At 64.4% G+C, this 17,757-nt stretch carries 21 protein-coding genes and 4 pseudogenes; 15 read left to right on the forward strand and 10 right to left on the reverse strand.

Translation table 11 applies throughout. The features are described 5' to 3' along the window. Nucleotides 1-33: 33 nt before the first annotated feature. The 3 genes and pseudogenes from AAFN86_RS28880 to AAFN86_RS28890 form a co-directional block, all read left to right on the forward strand. Nucleotides 34-1,038: an ABC transporter substrate-binding protein gene (locus AAFN86_RS28880; RefSeq protein ID WP_347547136.1), complete on the forward strand. Its 1,005-nt coding sequence runs from the start codon at nt 34-36 to the stop codon at nt 1,036-1,038. 5 nt (nt 1,039-1,043) lie between these two features. Continuing rightward, nucleotides 1,044-1,466 (forward strand): hypothetical protein, encoded by a 423-nt coding sequence (locus AAFN86_RS28885; protein ID WP_347547138.1) that lies wholly within the window; start codon nt 1,044-1,046, stop codon nt 1,464-1,466. Next, nucleotides 1,463-1,960, forward strand: a pseudogene (locus tag AAFN86_RS28890) (NAD(P)/FAD-dependent oxidoreductase); the annotation flags it as partial. The gene AAFN86_RS28885 and the pseudogene AAFN86_RS28890, both read left to right, overlap by 4 nt. A gap of 53 nt (nt 1,961-2,013) precedes the next feature. Here AAFN86_RS28890 and AAFN86_RS28895 read toward each other — a convergent pair. Further along, nucleotides 2,014-2,271: pseudogene (locus AAFN86_RS28895) on the reverse strand (helix-turn-helix domain-containing protein); the annotation flags it as partial. A 291-nt stretch (nt 2,272-2,562) separates the two neighbouring features. On the opposite strand from AAFN86_RS28895, the gene AAFN86_RS28900 reads away from it, so the two are divergent. Beyond that, nucleotides 2,563-2,898, forward strand: coding sequence for a hypothetical protein (locus AAFN86_RS28900; RefSeq protein WP_347547139.1), 336 nt, complete (start codon nt 2,563-2,565; stop codon nt 2,896-2,898). Between the two features lie 81 nt (nt 2,899-2,979). On the opposite strand, the gene AAFN86_RS28905 is transcribed toward AAFN86_RS28900, so the two are convergent. Continuing rightward, nucleotides 2,980-4,094, reverse strand: a protein-coding gene (locus tag AAFN86_RS28905; RefSeq protein WP_347547167.1) for an IS3 family transposase whose coding sequence is annotated in 2 segments (ribosomal slippage) — nt 2,980-3,878 and nt 3,878-4,094 — 1,116 coding nt in all. Because the reading frame shifts where the segments join, the coding sequence is not laid out codon by codon here. A gap of 80 nt (nt 4,095-4,174) precedes the next feature. Then, entirely contained in the window at nt 4,175-4,378 is a 204-nt protein-coding gene (locus AAFN86_RS28910) for a hypothetical protein (protein WP_347547141.1), read from the reverse strand. A 247-nt stretch (nt 4,379-4,625) separates the two neighbouring features. Between AAFN86_RS28910 and AAFN86_RS28915 the strand changes: the two genes are divergently transcribed. Together AAFN86_RS28915 and AAFN86_RS28920 are read left to right on the forward strand one after the other, a co-directional pair. Beyond that, nucleotides 4,626-4,865, forward strand: coding sequence for a hypothetical protein (locus AAFN86_RS28915; RefSeq protein ID WP_347547143.1), 240 nt, complete (start codon nt 4,626-4,628; stop codon nt 4,863-4,865). A 306-nt stretch (nt 4,866-5,171) separates the two neighbouring features. Beyond that, nucleotides 5,172-5,966 (forward strand): DUF2189 domain-containing protein, encoded by a 795-nt coding sequence (locus tag AAFN86_RS28920; protein ID WP_347547145.1) that lies wholly within the window; start codon nt 5,172-5,174, stop codon nt 5,964-5,966. Between the two features lie 41 nt (nt 5,967-6,007). Here the strand turns inward: AAFN86_RS28920 and AAFN86_RS28925 are convergent, their stop codons facing one another. From AAFN86_RS28925 to AAFN86_RS28950, 6 genes and pseudogenes are all read right to left on the reverse strand, one after another. Then, nucleotides 6,008-6,388, reverse strand: a complete 381-nt coding sequence (locus AAFN86_RS28925) for a cytochrome C oxidase subunit IV family protein (RefSeq protein ID WP_347547147.1) — start codon at nt 6,386-6,388, stop codon at nt 6,008-6,010. A gap of 10 nt (nt 6,389-6,398) precedes the next feature. Beyond that, on the reverse strand, nt 6,399-7,112 hold the full coding sequence (locus AAFN86_RS28930) for a heme-copper oxidase subunit III family protein (protein ID WP_347547149.1): 714 nt from the start codon (nt 7,110-7,112) through the stop codon (nt 6,399-6,401). Between the two features lie 15 nt (nt 7,113-7,127). Beyond that, nucleotides 7,128-7,796: a cytochrome c oxidase subunit 3 gene (locus AAFN86_RS28935; RefSeq protein ID WP_347547151.1), complete on the reverse strand. Its 669-nt coding sequence runs from the start codon at nt 7,794-7,796 to the stop codon at nt 7,128-7,130. Then, on the reverse strand, nt 7,793-9,553 hold the full coding sequence (ctaD, locus tag AAFN86_RS28940; RefSeq protein WP_347547153.1) for a cytochrome c oxidase subunit I: 1,761 nt from the start codon (nt 9,551-9,553) through the stop codon (nt 7,793-7,795). The genes AAFN86_RS28935 and ctaD overlap by 4 nt, the downstream gene beginning before the upstream one ends. 20 nt (nt 9,554-9,573) lie before the next feature. Continuing rightward, nucleotides 9,574-10,374, reverse strand: a complete 801-nt coding sequence (gene coxB / locus AAFN86_RS28945; protein WP_347547155.1) for a cytochrome c oxidase subunit II — start codon at nt 10,372-10,374, stop codon at nt 9,574-9,576. Nucleotides 10,375-10,875: 501 nt separating this feature from the next. Continuing rightward, nucleotides 10,876-11,084: pseudogene (locus AAFN86_RS28950) on the reverse strand (integrase core domain-containing protein); the annotation flags it as partial. Here AAFN86_RS28950 and AAFN86_RS28955 point away from each other — a divergent pair. From AAFN86_RS28955 to AAFN86_RS28990, 8 genes are all read left to right on the forward strand, one after another. Further along, nucleotides 11,029-11,298 (forward strand): hypothetical protein, encoded by a 270-nt coding sequence (locus tag AAFN86_RS28955; RefSeq protein ID WP_347547170.1) that lies wholly within the window; start codon nt 11,029-11,031, stop codon nt 11,296-11,298. The pseudogene AAFN86_RS28950 and the gene AAFN86_RS28955 sit on opposite strands and share 56 nt — an antisense overlap. A gap of 579 nt (nt 11,299-11,877) precedes the next feature. Then, nucleotides 11,878-12,627, forward strand: coding sequence for an aspartate/glutamate racemase family protein (locus tag AAFN86_RS28960; RefSeq protein WP_347547156.1), 750 nt, complete (start codon nt 11,878-11,880; stop codon nt 12,625-12,627). Nucleotides 12,628-12,847: 220 nt separating this feature from the next. Beyond that, nucleotides 12,848-13,477: a hypothetical protein gene (locus AAFN86_RS28965; RefSeq protein WP_347547158.1), complete on the forward strand. Its 630-nt coding sequence runs from the start codon at nt 12,848-12,850 to the stop codon at nt 13,475-13,477. Continuing rightward, complete coding sequence (locus AAFN86_RS28970) at nt 13,389-13,982, forward strand: DUF3489 domain-containing protein (RefSeq protein WP_347547160.1); 594 nt, start codon at nt 13,389-13,391, stop codon at nt 13,980-13,982. Before AAFN86_RS28965 ends, AAFN86_RS28970 begins: the two co-directional genes overlap by 89 nt. Before the next feature lie 324 nt (nt 13,983-14,306). After that, nucleotides 14,307-14,759: a MarR family transcriptional regulator gene (locus tag AAFN86_RS28975; protein WP_347547161.1), complete on the forward strand. Its 453-nt coding sequence runs from the start codon at nt 14,307-14,309 to the stop codon at nt 14,757-14,759. A gap of 42 nt (nt 14,760-14,801) precedes the next feature. Beyond that, nucleotides 14,802-15,203 carry a DUF1398 domain-containing protein gene (locus AAFN86_RS28980; protein ID WP_347547163.1) on the forward strand — a complete coding sequence of 134 codons (402 nt, stop codon included), beginning with the start codon at nt 14,802-14,804 and terminating at the stop codon, nt 15,201-15,203. Between the two features lie 154 nt (nt 15,204-15,357). Next, nucleotides 15,358-16,572, forward strand: a complete 1,215-nt coding sequence (locus tag AAFN86_RS28985; RefSeq protein WP_347547164.1) for an alpha/beta fold hydrolase — start codon at nt 15,358-15,360, stop codon at nt 16,570-16,572. Nucleotides 16,573-16,723: 151 nt separating this feature from the next. Continuing rightward, nucleotides 16,724-17,047: a helix-turn-helix domain-containing protein gene (locus AAFN86_RS28990; RefSeq protein WP_347547166.1), complete on the forward strand. Its 324-nt coding sequence runs from the start codon at nt 16,724-16,726 to the stop codon at nt 17,045-17,047. On the opposite strand, the gene AAFN86_RS28995 is transcribed toward AAFN86_RS28990, so the two are convergent. Further along, the gene (locus tag AAFN86_RS28995; protein ID WP_347547169.1) at nt 16,989-17,687 is read right to left on the reverse strand and encodes an FAD-dependent oxidoreductase; all 699 of its coding nucleotides are present in this window, start codon (nt 17,685-17,687) and stop codon (nt 16,989-16,991) included. The two genes, AAFN86_RS28990 and AAFN86_RS28995, sit on opposite strands and share 59 nt — an antisense overlap. Here AAFN86_RS28995 and AAFN86_RS29000 point away from each other — a divergent pair. Further along, nucleotides 17,635-17,757, forward strand: a pseudogene (locus AAFN86_RS29000) (IS630 family transposase); the annotation flags it as partial. The gene AAFN86_RS28995 and the pseudogene AAFN86_RS29000 sit on opposite strands and share 53 nt — an antisense overlap.

Here is a 17,757-nt window from a genome sequence, read left to right on the forward strand (position 1 = left end):
TACCTGCCGCTTGAACGCGGCGCTGTGTGATCGATGCTTCGTCATAGCTTCCATCCTTCGGAAGCCCAGCAAGGCCCGTCAATTTCAATCGCTCAATCTGTCCACCCCAAGGGGCGCACTCCAGTCGCCCTGGAGTGGACGAACATTGACGACCTGACGTGGGAGGTGACCCTGCGGTCCGGCGTCACCTTCCACAATGGCGCGCCGCTAACTGCCGACGATGTCGCCTTCTCCTACGAGCGCGCCCGCGACGTACCGGGCAGTCCGTCGAGCTTTCGCTGGTATCTGCAGGATATCAGCACGGTCGAGGTGCTCGATGAGCGGCGGCTTCGGCTGCGAACGAATGCACCAGCGCCGCTGCTCATGCACTCGCTGCGCTCCGTCGCCATCCTGTCCCGTGCGACGGCTGCCGCCGCGACGAAAGCTGACTATGATTCAGGCGCAGCCACTATTGGCAGCGGCCCCTACCGCCTGGTGTCCCGTAGCCGCGGCAGCGCCATCGTCCTCGAGCGCAACCCGTCCTATGCCGGCGACAGACCGGAATGGCAGTCGGTCGTCATCAGGCCGATCATCAACAATGGCGCGCGTAGCGCTGCCCTCCTGGCCGGCGATGTCGACATGATCAACTTCGTCAGCGGCGCCGATATCGAGACACTGCGGCGCCGCGACGACCTGCGATTGTCGTCGGCCCCCGGCGTAGGTTTCTACTATCTTGGCCTCGATGTGGGGCGAAGCGAGTCGCCCAACGTCACGGATGCGCAGGGTCGGCCGTTGCCCAACAATCCGCTCCAGGATGTGCGTGTCAGGCGGGCAATGTCCCTGGCGATTGACCGCGCGGCGTTGACCGAGCGTCTGCTTCATGGCCAGGCGGTACCGACGGTGTATCCGGCATTGCGGCCGCAGCCAGAGGTGCCCCGCGCGGACATCGCGGCGGCGCGACGTCTGATGCAGGAAGCCGGCTTGGCCGCCGGCTTCGACCTCGCCCTGTCGGGGCCGAACAACCGCTATCCGCTCGACGCGCAGGTGCTCGGGCGGTGAGTCAGATGTGGACGCGCATCGGCATTCGCACACGGGTCGATGCCATGCCCTCGGCCATCTACTTCTCGCGCGCCGCACGGCATGAATTCAGCGCCACGCTGAGCGGCTCGCTTTCCGCGCGCAGCGAGGTGCTGACGCAGTTGCAGCGCATCCTGCATACGCAGGACCGACAGCGCGGGATCGGCTCGGGGAATTGGGGGCAATTCTCCGACAGCCGCACCGATGCGCTGATCGACGAAGCTGGCCGCACGATCGATGAGGCCGCGCGGGAGGCTTTGGTGCGCCAGGTGGCCGACCGCGGGATCACCGACCAACAGGCGATCGTTCCCCTGTATTTCCCCATCAACACTTGGGGCACACGGGCCGGCATCGCCTATAGCGTGCGAGAGCATGAATACACCCTGGCAATGGACGCGGTACGCCAGTGACGGCGCGCGCACCGCGCCGGAAGGGACGCATTCTGGTCGTCGGCGGCGGCATCGCCGGGCTCTGCACGGCGTGGGCGCTGACGCGACGTGGGTTTGCGGTGACGGTCATCGAACAGGGTGGCTTGCCGAATCCACTCGGCTCGTCCTTCGACGAACACCGCATCATCCGCCACGCCTATGGCGAGATGCGGGGCTATGCCCGGTTGATCCCGCAGGCCTTCGCCGCCTGGGACGAGTTATGGTCCGACCTTGACGTCACCCACCTCGAACGAACGCCCTCCGTCCACCTCCTGTCGAGCGGGCAGGAGAACTGGATCGATGCCGTCGCCGCGACGCAGGCCGAGTTCGGGCTGGCCCTGCGCGAGATCGATTCGGCAACCGCCCGTCAGTCATTTCCGATGCTGCGCATCGAAGCCTTCTCGCGAATCCTGGAGGCCGAGGGTTCGGGCATCCTCTTTGCCTCGCGCATCGTCACGGATCTGGTGCGCTGGCTTGCGCAGCGCGGTGCGCAGTTGCTGTCACGGACCCAGGTCACCGCTGTCGATCCGGTCAACCGCGGCGTCGGGCCGGGCGCCTTGCGGTCGATCAGGCCCTCGGGCCCCTCGCCGTTGAACCGCACCGCCCAGTCCCTGACGATCTGCAAGGTGACGTTGCCTAGGCGCGCCGCCTCCGAGCGCGTGCCACAGTCATAAATCGCCGCCAGCGCCAGCAGGCGGCGAGCTTGCGCCGCATCCTTGCTCCGCCGCGCAAGGCGACGAAGCTCGGCAGCGCTGAAGTCGGAACGCAGGGCAATAGCGCGCGCCATGGTGAGCCTCCGATGCTCACCAGTTTGAATCACATCGCGGTCGCGTCGGGGAATCCCCCTTGTGAGTCAAAGGCTACGGAAGTTGGTATGAGAGACAGGTTGAGAGAGAAGAATGGAGCAGCGGTAGGAACTGGGAAACGAAATTCTCTGGGGCGCGCCGTCCAGCCTGACCACCAGATGCGCCAAAGCCTGCGTTAGCCAACCGCCTTCGCTGTATCGACGCCTTCGATGGCGGATATCGCGCGATCGCTGAATTCTTGCGCGCGCGCTCAGGTAGTGAAGAATGATAGCATGAGGATCGGAATCCTTCTCACGCCAGATTTCGGACTGACCTCGTTCACATCGATAGTGGAGGTGATGCGTAGCGCCAACTCACTACAAGGTTCAGATGTCTATGCATGGCAGATCATCGCGGCCGAGGCGGGCCCGGTCCTGAGCACGGCGGGAGTCGCCATTATGGCGGGGCCGCTGCCCTCGGAGTACAGAGCTTACGAACGTATCTTCGTCCCGGCAGCTGGCAATCCCGCTTTGTATGACAATGCCAGGGTTCTGCAATGGCTAAGGCGAGCTCATCGCCATGGCGCACAATTGGTCGGTGTTTCGGTCGTGTCCCATCGCGTGGTGTAGGAGCGCCTTGTGCTACTGAGCGGGTGTGAGCCGCGGTCGTTTGAAGTTGCCCTGCTTCCGTGGACGGTTTGGGGGTAGCGGTCAGTCCTTCATGAGTATCTTCCTCGCTTCGAATTCGATGGGCGAGAGGTAGCCAAGCGACGAGTGGCGACTGGTCGGATTGTAGAAGCCCTCGATGAAGTGGAACACGGCCATGCGGGCCTCGGCCTGGGAGCGGAAGCGGCGCCGGTCGAGCAGTTCGCACTCGAGCGTGGCAAAGAACGCCTCGGCCAGCGTGTTATCGTAGGCATCGCCGACCGATCCCGTGCTGGGGCGGACGCCGGCCTCGCGGCATCGCATCCCGAGGGCCACAGAGGTGTATTGGCTGCCCTGGTCGCTGTGATGCACGACATCCGCCGGTTTCCTCGTGGTGACGGCCATGTCGAGAGCATCGAGGACGAGTTGCGTGCGCAGGTCGTTCGCCATCGCCCAGCCGACGATGCGCCGCGACCAGGCATCGAGGACGACAGCGAGGAACAGGAAGCCTGCGGCGGTCGGCATGTAGGTGATGTCGGCCACCCAGAGCAGGTTCGGCGCCGGCGCCGTGAAGACCCGACCGATGAGGTGGTTCGCCGGCCTATGCCCCGGCTCGCGCCGCGTCGTGGTCGGGAAACGGCGCCGCGACACACCGCGCAGCCCCGCCTGGCGCATCAGCCGCGCCACGCGCTTGCGGGCGTTCGCCGTGCCCTCGGCCTGCAACTCGGTATGCACTCGCGGCGCGCCGTAGGTCCCGTGGGAGCCGGCATGGATCGTGCGGATCCGGCGCAGCAGGGCGGCATCCGCCTGGGCGTGCGCCGAGGCCGGCCGGCTGCGCCACGCGTAGTAGCCGGAGGCCAAGACCCGCAGCACGCGGGCCATGACGCGGATGGGGAATTCGGCCTGGTGCGCGCTCATGAATTCGAAGACCCGGACGGGGTCTTGTCCCGCGCGAACCAGGCCGCCGCCTTTGCCAGAATGTTCCGCCCCTGGCGCAGGCGATGGTTCTCACGGCGGAGCCGGCTCCGCTCCTCGCGCTCGGCGCTGATCGTCCCGCCGCCTTTGCTCGCTCCGGCCTCACGATCCGCCTGGCGAACCCAATGCGCGATCGACTGCGCGTTCGGCTCGAATTCACGCGCAAGTTCCTGCGGGGTTCGTCCCGACCGAACCAGTTCCACTATCTACCGCCGGAACTCTGGCGGGTAGGGCACTCTGAATCTCAGCATCTCAGACACCTCCGTCTCAAGCCTCGGGGTGTCCACTAAAGCGGGTCAACTTCAGATACCGCCTCGCCCGCGCCGATCTGGATACCCACAACGTGCAGTACGGCGATCTTGCCGTGGCCGACGGCCATGTCGCAGATATAGAGCAGCATCTCAGGAGTCGAGATAGAACTGACCACGTCCGAATGAACGCGCGTTCCGGCCGGCCTGCCTGCGGCCAACTCACGGCCGAGATTGAGCACGGTGACCTGGTCACAGATGTCGAAGATGAGGTCCGCATGGCGTTCGACCAGCAGAACGCCGGTGCCCTGTTGGCTGCTGGCGCAGATCGGTGATGCAAGGCTGCGGATCTCGTCTGCCTAGAGTCTCGCGACTGGCTCGTCGAGTAGCAGAAATCGGGGCCGCAGCATCAGGGCGCGGGCGATCTCCAGGAACCGTAACTCGCTGTGCTGCAGGCGATCCGTGCGAATCCCCTCGCAGGATGGTATCGTGGTATTCGGTATCCTCGTGGACGCGCGGCAGGTGACGAACAGCCAGCGCCTTTCCCGTACCGAGCCGCAACAGCACGACAGCGATATCGTGCGGTTGGCGTTGTTGCGCCGGCGGCTGCGATCGCGGGCGCTTCTTGTCGTTCTTCTCGGTTTGGTGGCGCTGTTCTACGCGTTAACCGTTGCTCGGTTTGGGGAACACGCTGCGGCCCGCGAGACTACCTCGCCGCGGCCTCGTTGATGGCCGTACAAACTGCCCGACAACCTTCCCCACGCGAAGAACCGGAGGGTAACCCCGGGGTGGCGATGCTCCACAGGGGACCTCGGCCGGCCAGACACTCAGGGTATCTTTGGATCAGCCATTCACACGTTATCAGCGCGTGCGAAACGCCATCCGATATGCTACCAGACGGGTCGCAGTTGATGGCCCGTGAGCCTGTCGTTCGACGGACACTTGGTCACCTCGACACCACAGGCTGCCGGCTATCCCCCGTGACGCCACGTCGCGGTGGTGGAGGCTGCGTGTGGTTCATGAGGAGGTAACGCGATGGCCCAGGTCTCGCTGGCTTCCCAGGCCAACCCCGACCAGGTTGAGCCTGTCGTTCGCGCAATTGGCTTTTCAGACATCCGGATCGCTCTGGTAAAGGGCTACGAGGATTTCATGGAGATGCCGACGCAGCTAATTTTTCTTGGCGTGATCTACCCGATCGTCGGATTCGTTGCGGCTAGAGCAGCATCCGGTGGCGCGCTACTGCCACTGCTCTACCCCCTGGTCGCCGGATTGTCGCTTATGGGGCCGATCGCCGCCCTCGGCATCTATGAATTGAGCCGACGGCACGAGAAGGGGCTACCGACCACTTGGCTCAACACCTTCGATGTCCTCCGCTCGCCGGCGATCGGCTCGATCGCAGCGCTCGGCGTGGTGATGTGCGTGATCTTCGTCTTCTGGCTCTTTGCGGCGCAGGCGGTCTATCGAGGGACCATGGGCGATGAACTTCCCAATTCCTTCTGGGCCCTGCTCGGGCAGGTGCTGACCACCGGCGCCGGATGGCGGCTGATCCTGTGGGGGAATGTGGTGGGGTTCTTCTTCGCACTCATCATCCTCATGCTCACCGTCGTCTCCTTCCCGCTGCTGCTCGACCGCAATGTCGGGCTTCGCGTCGCAGTACTGACCTCGGTACGAGCGGTGCTTCGCAATCCGGTGCCGATGGCAGCTTGGGGCGTCATCGTCGCGGCTCTTCTCGCCCTTGGATGCCTGCCGCTGTTTGTCGGGCTCGCCGTCGTCATGCCATTGCTTGGGCATGCCACCTGGCACTTGTACCGACGGGTGGTTGATGCCTGATCCCGATGGCCCGGTGACCCTGCTGGTCGCCGAGCCACGTCTCAGCCAGGATCGCGGCTGAAGAACTGCAGCCGCGACAACAGCGTATGGTCGGCTTCCAGCACCATGATCGCGACGAAGATCAGCACCGCCACCGGCGGCACCAGGATGGCGTAGCCAAGCGCCAGCCTCTCCCACTTCATGTGCATGAAGATGGCCACGATCAGCCCCGCCTTGAGCATCATGAACAGCAGGATCAGCGACCAGCGCAGCATTCCCTGGAGATGGAAGAAGTCCACCAGGTAGGAGAAGGTGCTGAGGATGAACAACCAGATCCAGACTACGAGGTAGAGCCGGATCGGATGCTGCTGGCCGACCTCATGCGCGATCGGGACACCGATCGCCGCGGTGTGCTCCCCATGTGCATCTGCTACATGCGCCATGCCTCGCCTCCTACCAGAGATAGAACAGCGCGAAAATGAAGACCCAGACGAGGTCGACGAAGTGCCAGTACAGGCCGGTGATCTCGACAATCTCGTAGCGGCCGCCGCGGCTGGTGAAGAACCCCGACCTGCCCGTGTCATAGTCCCCGCGCCAGACCTTGCGCGCGACGATCAGGAGGAAGATGACGCCGATCGTGACATGCGTTCCGTGAAAGCCGGTAATCATGAAAAAGGCGGACCCGAACTGCTCGGCGCCCCACGGGTTGCCCCAGGGCCGCACGCCCTCATGGATCAGCTTGGACCACTCGAAGGCCTGCATGCCGACGAAGGTCGCACCCAGTAGCGCTGTCACGACCAGCAGGATCGCGGTGCGCCCTCGGTCGCGGCGATAGCCGCAATTGACCGCCATCGCCATGGTGCCGCTGCTGGTGATCAGCACGAAGGTCATGATGGCGATCAGGATCAGCGGCATATGCGTGCCGAAGATCTCGAGCGCGAAGACCTCGCTCGGATTCGGCCAGGGCACCCGCGTGGATATCCGCACCGTCATGTAGGAGAGCAGGAAGCAGCCGAACACGAAGGTGTCACTGAGCAGGAAGATCCACATCATGGCCTTCCCCCAGGAGACGTTCTTGAACGCCCGCTGGTCGGAACTCCAATCCGCCACGAAGCCTTCCATGCCTTCGGGCCGTTGGGCGGATTGCGCCTGAGCGATGCCTTCCATCGTCGCGAACCTCCCTTATCCGTGCAGCAACAGGCCGAACAGCGCGATCCAGGCCACGAGAAGGAAATGCCAGTAAGTGGCGCATAGCTCGACGCTGAGGCAAAGCTGCGCGAGCACCGCACCGCGCGCTGTGCGATATGCGGTCCTGCCGAGGACGACGAGCCCGCCCAGCAGATGCAGGCCGTGCACCGCTGTGATCAGGTAGAAGAAGGAGCTGGAAGGGTTGGTGGCGACGCCGAAGCCTTCCGCCATCACCTGCTGCCAGGCGAGATACTGCCCGGCCAAAAAGCCCAGCGCGGCGAGTCCGCCAGCGATAAGCCCGACCTCGATGCCCTGCCGCCAGCCGATGCGCGCAGCCATCTGGGCGCGATGCAGCCCGAAGCTGCTGAGTGCCAGCAGCACCGTGTTGAACCAGAGCATCCACGGCGTCGGCAAGGGGCGCCAATCCTGCGACATGTGCATCCGCATCAGGTAGGCGCTGACGAACAGCGTCAGCAGCGCACCCACCACCGCCAGGAATACCCAGAGCCCAAGCTTGGCCGGCGGAACTTCGGAGGCACCGGTGCCCGGCGCCTCGCCTGCCGCGCCGACCTCCAGCCACGGTTTCGCCATCAACCGCTGCCGCGACAGCCACCAGGCCGCGATGCTGCCGATGACGGCGACGTAGAGGATGATGGCGGTCATTCCGCGGCCTTCGCGGGCGGCTGGTTCTGCGGAATGAAATCCTGCGCGGCACCTGGGACGCTGTAGTCATAGGCCCAGCGATAGACCACCGGCAGGTCCCGCCCCCAATTGCCATGCGGCGGCGGCGTCTGCGTCGTCTGCCATTCGAGCGACGCGGCATTCCAGGGATTGTCGCCCGCGGGCCGGCCGCGCCGGACGCTCCAGGCGAGGTTGAACAGGAAGACGATCTGCGCCGCGCCCACGATCAGCGCCATGACGCTGATGAAGGCGTTCAGCGTGTGGGCGGAGGCCGGCACGAAGGCTGTCTCGCCGATCTCGTGATAGCGTCGCGGTACGCCGAGCAGGCCGATATAGTGCATCGGAAAGAAGATCAGATAGGCCCCGAGGAAGCTGACCCAGAAGTGGATGCGACCCAACACCTCATTCAGCATCCGTCCCGTGATCTTCGGGTACCAGTGGTAGATGGCGCCGAAGATGACGAAGATCGGCGCCACGCCCATCACCATGTGGAAATGGGCGACGACGAACATGGTGTCCGACAACGGCACGTCCACCACGACATTGCCGAGGAACAGGCCGGTCAGGCCGCCATTGACGAAGGTCACGATAAAGGCCAGCGCAAACAGCATCGGCACGGTCAGGTGGATGTCGCCGCGCCACAGCGTCAGCAGCCAGTTGTAGACCTTGAGCGCCGTCGGCACGGCGATGATCAGCGTGGTGGTGGCGAAGAAGAACCCGAAATAGGGGTTCATGCCGCTGACATACATGTGGTGCGCCCAGACGACGAAGCTCAGCGCGCCGATGATGATGATGGCCCAGACCATCATACGGTAGCCGAAGATGTTGCGCCGCGCATGCACGCTGATGAGGTCGGAGACGATGCCGAAGGCAGGCAACGCCACGATGTAGACCTCCGGATGGCCGAAGAACCAGAACAGGTGCTGGAACAGCAGCGGGCTGCCGCCTTCATGGTTCAACCGCTGGCCCATCTCGACCAATGCCGGCATGAAGAAGCTAGTGCCGAGCAGGCGGTCGAGCAGCATCATCACCGCGCTGACGAAGAGCGCGGGGAAGGCGAGCAGCGCCATCACCGTCGCGGTGAAGATGCCCCAGACGGTCAGCGGCATGCGCATCAATGTCATGCCGCGCGCGCGTGCCTGCAGCACGGTCACCACGTAGTTCAGCCCGCCCATGGTGAAGCCGATAATGAACAGCATCAGCGACAGCAGCATCAGGATGATGCCCCAATCCTGCCCGCCCGGCGTGCCCGACAGGATTGATTGCGGCGGGTAGAGCGTCCATCCCGCGCCGGTCGGCCCGCCAGGAGCGAAGAAGCTCGTCACCAGTACCAGGACGGCGAGCAGGTAGATCCAGTAGGACAGCATGTTCATGTAGGGGAACACCATGTCCCGCGCGCCGATCATCAGCGGGATCAGGTAGTTGCCAAAGCCGCCGAGGAACAGCGCGGTCAGCAGGTAAACCACCATGATCATGCCGTGCATGGTGATGAACTGATAATACTCAGCCGGGGTGATGAAATCGAAGACGCCCGGGAAACCGAGCTGCAGCCGCATCAGCCAGGACAGCACCAGCGCAACCAAGCCGATCGCCGTCGCCGTCAGCGCGTACTGGATGCCTATAATCTTGGCGTCCTGGGAGAAGACCCACTGCGTGATCCAGCTTCTGGGATGGTACAGCTCGACATCGGGGACCTCAGCTGCCGGGATGCCATCGACGGATCCGGATGCGGTGCTCATCGTATCCCCTCCTGGCGGCCCTATCTCACTGCTGCCAAGCGACGCACGAAGGTGGGTTGACGCTCGAGCCACGCTTGGTACTCGGCTTCCTCTACCACCACGACGCGCCCGCGCATTACCGCATGGCCGAGGCCGCAAAGCTCTGCGCAGACAGCCTCAAAGGTGCCGGTGCGCGTCGGCGTGAACCAGAAGAAGGTGACCTGGCCGGGCACCATGTCCATCTTCGCGCGGAACTCCGGCACGTAGAAATTGTGCAGCACGTCGATGGCGCGTAGCAGCACCTTGACCGGGCGGCCGATGGGAAGATGCAGTTCCCCACCTTCGACGATCACGTCGTCCTGCCCGGCTGGGTCGGAAGGATCGATGCCGAGCGGATTGTCCGGATCGATGAAGCGGACAGAGACTGTGCCCAGTCGCCCGTCATGGCCAGGCAGGCGGAACGTCCATTGCCATTGCTGGCCGACAATCTCGATCTCGGTCGCGTCCGCCGGCACGGTGATGAAGCGATGCCAGACGATCAGACCGGGCGCGAGCAGCGCTGCGACGCCGACCGTCGTGCCGATCGTCAGCCACCATTCGAGCCGCTTGTTTTCCGGTTCATGCTCGGCCTTGTGGCCGGGGCGCTGCCGAAACCTGACCACGCAATACGCCATGAACAACACGATGACGGTAAAGGCGACGCCGGTGATCCAGAAGGTCACGATCAGCGTGTCGTCGATGTAGGTCCAGTTGGACGCGATCGGCGTCCACCACCACGGGCTCAGCATGTGGAACGCGACGGAGCCGACGGCGACCAGGATGAGGGCGATCGCTACCGCCATTGGGGCTGCGTCCAAGGAAATAAGGAATAACGCTCAACACACGCTGCCCGGTCGCCGCCGCACAATGGCCGGTGAGGGCGTTGCGATCTCTTCGCTGCATCGGGTTCGGTCCGGCTCGACTTCGTCGCCGAGACCGAGCGCCAGCCGCTCGATATCATCTCACGCGGGCAATAGGCTCCCGCTATCCAAACATCTGAGAGTAACGCGCACTCCATGGCCGTGTCCTCTCCGTTTCCAGCCGGGCCACTGCACCGGACGGGTTACGCAGAAGTTCATCACTGTCGCCGAGTAAGTCGCTGCTAAATCTTATAAATGAGCCCCTCTCTAGGCGCGAGTCTAATTTGCATCCCACACAATCGGCGGCGGTGATGCCGCAGCGCGCGGGTGGACGCGATCATCGCAGGTGAGGTGGTCGCCAACCATCGGACAGCTTGACGGTCTGGATAAGGTTGATCCTTGGTGTCTTCGAGCCTCCAAAGTCGTCGTCCCAACTACGCCAGGCGCCTGGTCAGGAGTTCGCTCCAGCAGGGCGCTGTGTAGGCGCCCGGCTTGTAGTAGCCGATCCACTTCGTCAGCCCGGCTCTCAGCTCGGACCCGGTCCCGAAGGCCTGCAAGTAAACGCACCCCTGCTTCAGGCTACGCTGCAGCCGCTCGATGAGCACGTTGTCCATCCAACGGCCACGGCCGACCATCGCCACGCGCACCCTGGCCCGCTCGCCCGCGGAGCGGCGTGTTCGAGTTCCTGTCCCCGTGCTGATGCGGCTGCAGCCGATGACGGCGAGGGGCGTGATCTTCGTGACCATCGGGGATGAGTATCGAAACGCCAACGTCGTGGTCTATTCGCACGTCGCGGAGCGCGACCGCGGGCCGCTACCGACCTCCCAGCTGCTGGTGCTGGGAGGTCGGGTTGAACGCGAGGACTAGCGCCGCCGAGGTGCCGATCGTGCACTTGATCGCCGCGCGGCTGTTTGACCGGTCGGACCTGCTCGACACGCTGGCGGGGATCGATGGTCAGGATCATGGGGCCTGGGCGGGGAGGATGCTGGGCCCGGCGGATGAGGTGAAGCGGCCGGAGCCGGGATCGCGGCGCGTGAAGATGCCGGGACGCGGGATGTTCGTTGAATGGGCAACGAGGATTGCGCCCTCCCTGGCCTTGCGACGCTTCAGCGACGTGTGGGGCTGCCGACCATCGAGAAGCGTGTTAGCCTCTGGTTCTTTGCGACACGCAGCCTCGTCGATGAGTGCCGCGACAGCTCGTCGTTCAGGCGCGGGAACTCACGCCATTACTGAACGGCAGGGCGTCGAGGCGAAGCGCTTCGCTCCCAAATCCCCACCTTCTAGGCAAGCACCGCCGATCACCCGCGGAATGCGATTTCGTCGTGAGGCTCGCTGCCATCTGCATTGCTCTGTCAGGCGCGACCATGTTCCATAGTCAGCTGGATATGGCCGCCCCAAGAAAGCGTCGCAGTGATAGCTTTGGCGGAACAGTTTAGGATTGCACGAATGTCGACATTCTCCACGGGTAGCAACATGCTCCCAGGGGCCGCTCCGCGACGCCGCGCCATACACGGGGTCAGCATCGGCATTTTGGTGTTGGATACTCAGTTCCATCGCCTGCCTGGCGACATCGGCAATGGCACCACTTGGCGGTTTCCCGTGCAGTACGCCGTCGTTCGGGGCGCCACGCCAGATCGGATCGTTCGACCGACATTGGATACGGATGTCGTGGACCTCTTCGTCCGCGCGGCGGACGAGCTGGTCGCGTTCGGTGTCGACGGTATCACCACGAGTTGCGGCTTCTTGGCGCTGCTGCATCCGCAACTCGTTGCGCGCTGCCAGGTGCCGGTCGCGACATCTGCGCTTCTGCAGATCCCGCTGGTGCAGAGCATGCTTCCAGCCGGCAAGCGTGTAGGCGTGCTGACTATGGACAAGACCGCACTCACCGCAGCGCACTTCCAGGCGGTAGGTGCGCCCACGGACCTTCCAGTCGGCAGCATCCCGAACGATGGCATATTTCGTCGCAATCATCGCACCTCGGCGCCTGTTGTTCGCCATGCTGACCATGAAGCGGAGGTGGTGGCAGCAGCCGAGGAGTTGCTGCGCGAGCATCCAGAGATCGGCGCGCTTGTTCTGGAATGCACCAACCTGCCGCCCTACTCTGCCACACTCGAAGCACGATTTCAGCTGCCGGTGTATGACATCGTCACTCTGGTCGAGTGGTTTCACTCGGGGCTGCGCCCACGTCGGTACTGACGAACGGCAGCCCGAAGAGGGTTGCGGGTCCCGAACCGGTTCTCTGAGGGGGAACGCGTCGGCGCGCTATGCGCAATGCTCGCGCTTTCGCTTGGCTTCGCGCAGAGACTGAGCGAATGGTCACTGGCGTGGAGAGCACCGCGCAGCCCCGCCGAGGCCTGATCCGCGGGGCTTGAGCTGGTAGCACCCGGCTCATCGGGTGCGGACCAGGAGCCCAACGATGGCGAAGCTTTCCGACCCCCAGCGCATCATCCTCAGCCAGGCCAGCCAGCACGGTGACAGGCTGGCACTGCCGCCCCAACGCCTGCCGGCGGCGGCGCGGCAGACGGTGGCGAAGTCGCTAATCAAGCAAGAGCTCGTAAGCGGCGAGCATGCCGGCGCCTACAGCGCCCGGGATGCCTGGCAGATCGATGGGCAGCCCACACTGCTGCGCATCACTGACACGGGGCTGCACGCGATCGGCGTCGAGCCGGAGGCGGTCACCGCCGTGGACGAGGCCGAACTCGGCGGGCTGACTGTGGCCGAGCATGAGGAGGAGCAGGAACTGGCACGGGCGGCCCTCGACGCCGGGGTGGAGGTCTGCGGCGACGCCGCTGACGGGAACGAACCGGCGGCGGCAGCCGAAGGTGACTTCCAGCCCGACGCCGCCCTCTTCCCCGCAGCGGGCCCTGGGTGCCTCACAGGCGGCGTTTCCGCCCCCGCCGCCCTCCGCCAGCGAGGAACCCGCACAGACACCTCAGCGCCCGCCTGTGAGTCGGCACATGGTCAACGGACGTGCGGCAGCCCTGCGCATCGCCGCGACCGGTGTCGCCGCCGCCTGGGATTCGCCGGATCGCGATGGCCTGGATGAAGCCATTGCCACTCTGCGAACCGCACTCAGCGCCCCGCCTGCTCGTCAAGCCCGCGAGCCGGGTGCACTGCGCCGGCCCCGCGTCGGCACCAAGCAGGAGACCGTGCTCACCCTGCTGCGCCGCGACCAGGGCACCACCATCGCCGAGATCATCGAGGCCACCGGGTGGCAGCCGCACACCGTCCGCGGCTTCCTCGCCGGCCTTAAGCGAAAGGGCGTCACGGTGGAGGTGCTGGAACGCGTGCGCCAGGTCGGGCCGAGCAAGCAGGGTGCGAAGGGCTCCTACTCGATCTACCGGATCTACGCTGCGATGGCGCAGAAGGAGCGCGAGTTGATCAGCGCACGGACCAAGGCTGCACTGGCGGCCGCAAGGCGCGCGGGAAGGTCCTGGGCGGGGATCGGGGATATCGGCCCACGCAAGGGCCGGACGCGACTGCTGCCGCAGCGGCGCGGCGTCAGGCGGCTCGGACGGCGCATCGGCTGCACCTGGAAATTGAACAGCTAAAGGCCGAGGGCGTGGCCGGCAAAGCCGCACTCGCCCGGGAGCTAAGCGCAAGAGGCGTTTCCACCCCCCGCCAAGGCGGCCGATGGACACAAACGTCGGTCACTCGTCTCTTCGCTCGGACAGAAGTCGATGCGTTCGATCTCAGGAGAGACGCTCCATGTTCGATCCGTGGCGCGTGATTCCGCAGCAGCCACCAATGTGCCGCCGGAGGCAGGAGCGGCCACGAAACGTCACAGCCCTTCGCTCCTGGGACAATAGGTTGCGAGATTGTCGTCGACTAGGAAACTTTAATGTGCAAGTTTCCTAGTCAACAAAGAGGACCGCATGACAGCAGCCTCGGAGCTGACCGATCATACCGGGTACTGGATGCGGATGGTGTCAAACGCCGCTTCGCAGGAGTTTGCGCGCAAGGTCTCCGGCGAAGATGTCACTGTCGCGGAGTGGTCGTTCATGCGGGCGCTCTACGACGTGGAGCCGACACCTCCGTCAGTTCTGGCCGAGAGAATGGGCATGACGAAGGGGGCGATCAGCAAACTTGCGGAAAGGCTCGTGGCCAAAGGATTGGTTGAGCGGACGGAAAACCAGCGGGACAAGCGCGCGCACAGCCTCTCCCTGACGAAAGAGGGCCGCGCCAAGATCCCGGTCCTGGCATCGCTTGCCGACAAAAATGACGCTGAATTCTTCGGCGTGTTGACGAAGGAAGAGCACAAAGCACTCGACCGAATCCTGAGGCTACTCGCTGAACGCCGAGAGCTGAAATTAACGCCGGTGGACTGAACCCGCCGATCGACCTCAATGTTGAAATGAAAGGAAGCCGCCATGGACGCGGAACGGATATCTGTTGCCGAAACCTGCCTGCATGCTGCTCACGATGGGAGCCTGAGCTTTCCGGAGATCATCGGCAAGCTGCTCGCCGCCGATTTCGAGGGCTACACGATCGACTATCGCCGTAACAGCCAGACATTCTACCTGACAGACGGCGACAGCGTCGCGATGGATATGGAACCCTCCGCTGGCCACGTCGCCGCTGCCTTCGACGCTGTCGAGATCGAGCGCCTGGTGCGATGGGCGCAGGCTAACCCCGCCGACTACAGCTACGTGGCCTTCTGCGAGAAGGCGAAAGGCGCAGGCTGCGCGGGTTACCTCGTCTCCTTCATGGGCCGCCGGGTCGTCTATTTCGGCCGGACGGCCGAAACCCACGTCGAGCACTTCCCCAAATGACGGCCTGACGGTCATGACGCTCTCGGCATTCTGATCGGAGGCGTTGTTCCGGCCGTATGCCTCGGGCTCGGCACCGTATTCATGCGGGCCAGCCACGACGGCGGCGCATCAGTTCCCGTGTACCCCTCTTCTCCTCTGGCTGAAGGATTGAATCGTGACCCGACTGTTCCGCGACGATTTGTATGAGGATTTCGGCACCTGGCCACTCGCCTACATCCCCTATGGAGGTGCCGATTACGGGGAGGTGCGCGCGGTCGCCGCGGCGGTTGGGGAAGGCGATCATGGTGCCTATTACGATGCCTGGACCACGGCTGGCGACCGAATGACTTCGGAGGCAGACGCCGCTCTCGCGAAGGGCCACGAGACCAGCGCGCGCGAGCTTTATCTGCGGGCCAGCGTCTTTTACGCGACCTCGTTTCACCCCCTCTACGGTGCGCCGGTCGATCCGCGCCTGCTCACTGCCTTCCGCAAACAGGTCGAGGCTTTCGACAAGGGTCTCTCGCTCGGACCGCAACCGGTCCGCCCGGTGCGCATTGCTTTCGACGCGACGCCGATGCCGGCCTATGTCATCCCGGCGCAAGGCCTTGAGACGGCCGTGCGGCCCCTGATTATCTTCAACGGTGGCTACGACTCCACCATCACTGACACCTACTTCGCATCTGCCGTCGCGGCGTCGCGGCGCGGCTATCACAGCCTGCTGTTCGACGGGCCGGGACAGGGTGCGATGCTCTATGAGGATGGCGTGCCGCTCCGGCCGGACTGGGAGACTGTCATCACGGAAGTGGTCGATCACGCGCTGACATTGCCGATCATCGATCCGAAGCGCATCGCGCTCTATGGCTGGAGCCTTGGCGGGCATCTCGCGCCGCGCGCCGCGTCAGGAGAGGCGCGAATAGCGGCCCTGATCGCTGATCCAGGCACCTGGAGCATCGCCGACGGCTTCCGTAAGGCGCTCATGCACAACTTCGGCCTTTCGCCCGACGCCGCTGCTGATTTGGGAACACTCGATCAGGCGGTATTGGACCGAGCCGATGCATTCATCCGCAGCAGTCCGCAGATGAACTGGAAGGTTGTCCAGCGCGGCTTCTGGGTGCACGGGGTCAGCGACCTGCGCGCCTATTTCGCTTCCGCGGAACTCTACACCATGAAAGGCCGGGCAGAGCTGATCCGTTGTCCCACTCTCATCACGCAAGCCGAGGGTGACATCCTCGCTGCCGACGCCGGTAGTTTCTTCGACGCGTTGTGTTGCCCGAAGACGATGATCCGCTTCACTGCTGCCGAGGGTGCGGACGGGCATTGTGAGATGGGCAACCGTTCAATGCTGAATCGCCGGATCCTCGACTGGCTCGACGAACGATTCGCGACCTGAGACTTCGAAGACGGGCCGGTTGTCTGCATGTTCACCACCGACCAACGGTCGTTGCTCGGTGGTGAACAGATGCAATGCCCGGTCGGTCAGCCGAGGATCTTGGGCGAATAGGTTGCGACCCACTCCTCCTCCGACAGCATCGGAGGCCCGCGTGCTTGCGCATATCGAAGGCCATGCCCACGAACCGCTGACGCTCCAGGCGTTGGCAGCGAATGCCAGCCTGTCGAGCCGTCACCTGGGGCGCCTGTTTCAGGAATATCTCGGCCGATCGGTGCATGATCATTTGGTGGACGTCCGTCTGTCGCGGGCGCGGGTGTTGTTGCGCCAGACTCAGTTGGCGATCGGCGACATCGCGATTGCAACCGGCTATGCCAGTGCCAGCCACTTCACACAGATCTATCGCAAGCGCTTCGGGATTACGCCGCGGGTGGAACGTCAGCAGGAACGGCGGCGCCTTGGACGTTTTCCGCGATGACGGCGCAGCGATTGGCGGGTGCGCCGCCGCCCGCCCAGCTCAGCACGGTCTCGGCCGACCGTTCGCCAGCGATAGCCTGCGCTACGGCACGCCCGATCAGGGCACCGAACTTGAAGCCGTGGCCGGAACAGGCGCTGATGATCCAGCCGCGCTCCGCCAACGGCTCCACGATGAAGCGCTCATCCGCCGTCACCGTGTAGTAGCAGGCGCGGCAGTCCGTGATTCTATAGCTTTCGGTGTCACGAAGGTTTCCCGCTATGGCCGAATGCAGCCGCGCCACATCCTCCGTCCGGGCATCGCGCGTCGCATCGGGATCCCCGGTCAGCGAAAAGCTGTGATCGCCGATCTTCAGGCGCGTGCCCCGTCGCGGAGGCAGGATATACGCCCCATTCGCACCTCGAGAGATGATGACCGGCGCTACAGCCCAGGCCGCCGCCATCGTAGCGGGTGGCTCAAGATAGATCACCGCCTGGCGAGACGGTACTGCCGCTCTGGCAAAGGCCGGCAGAAGACGTCCCACCCAGGCGCCCGTGGCGACCACCACCACGTCAGCCTCATGGTCGCGGCCTCCAGCGGCTACCGTGCCCTTGACCGACGCGCACCGCCAGGCGCTGGCCGTCCAGATCGACGGCGGCCCGATCCCGGCCATTCACGGCGTGGTGCGCTGGCGGCTCAGCGATCTCGGGCAATGGCTGTGGGAGGAGTTCGGT

Source organism: Roseomonas sp. CAU 1739 (genome assembly GCF_039839775.1).
Taxonomy (GTDB): domain Bacteria; phylum Pseudomonadota; class Alphaproteobacteria; order Acetobacterales; family Acetobacteraceae; genus Neoroseomonas.

Bases quoted from the DNA above. Each gene is read 5' to 3' on its own strand.
- ctaD (WP_347547153.1), bottom strand. From the start codon at position 9,553: ATGAGCACCGCATCCGGATCCGTCGATGGCATCCCGGCAGCTGAGGTC.
- AAFN86_RS28960 (WP_347547156.1), top strand. From the start codon at position 11,878: ATGTCGACATTCTCCACGGGTAGCAACATGCTCCCAGGGGCCGCTCCG.
- AAFN86_RS28880 (WP_347547136.1), top strand. From the start codon at position 34: ATGCTTCGTCATAGCTTCCATCCTTCGGAAGCCCAGCAAGGCCCGTCA.
- coxB (WP_347547155.1), bottom strand. From the start codon at position 10,374: ATGGCGGTAGCGATCGCCCTCATCCTGGTCGCCGTCGGCTCCGTCGCG.
- AAFN86_RS28975 (WP_347547161.1), top strand. From the start codon at position 14,307: ATGACAGCAGCCTCGGAGCTGACCGATCATACCGGGTACTGGATGCGG.
- AAFN86_RS28980 (WP_347547163.1), top strand. From the start codon at position 14,802: ATGGACGCGGAACGGATATCTGTTGCCGAAACCTGCCTGCATGCTGCT.
- AAFN86_RS28970 (WP_347547160.1), top strand. From the start codon at position 13,389: ATGGTCAACGGACGTGCGGCAGCCCTGCGCATCGCCGCGACCGGTGTC.
- AAFN86_RS28955 (WP_347547170.1), top strand. From the start codon at position 11,029: ATGAGCACGTTGTCCATCCAACGGCCACGGCCGACCATCGCCACGCGC.
- AAFN86_RS28885 (WP_347547138.1), top strand. From the start codon at position 1,044: ATGTGGACGCGCATCGGCATTCGCACACGGGTCGATGCCATGCCCTCG.
- AAFN86_RS28930 (WP_347547149.1), bottom strand. From the start codon at position 7,112: ATGGAAGGCATCGCTCAGGCGCAATCCGCCCAACGGCCCGAAGGCATG.
- AAFN86_RS28965 (WP_347547158.1), top strand. From the start codon at position 12,848: ATGGCGAAGCTTTCCGACCCCCAGCGCATCATCCTCAGCCAGGCCAGC.
- AAFN86_RS28925 (WP_347547147.1), bottom strand. From the start codon at position 6,388: ATGGCGCATGTAGCAGATGCACATGGGGAGCACACCGCGGCGATCGGT.
- AAFN86_RS28935 (WP_347547151.1), bottom strand. From the start codon at position 7,796: ATGACCGCCATCATCCTCTACGTCGCCGTCATCGGCAGCATCGCGGCC.
- AAFN86_RS28900 (WP_347547139.1), top strand. From the start codon at position 2,563: ATGAGGATCGGAATCCTTCTCACGCCAGATTTCGGACTGACCTCGTTC.
- AAFN86_RS28920 (WP_347547145.1), top strand. From the start codon at position 5,172: ATGGCCCAGGTCTCGCTGGCTTCCCAGGCCAACCCCGACCAGGTTGAG.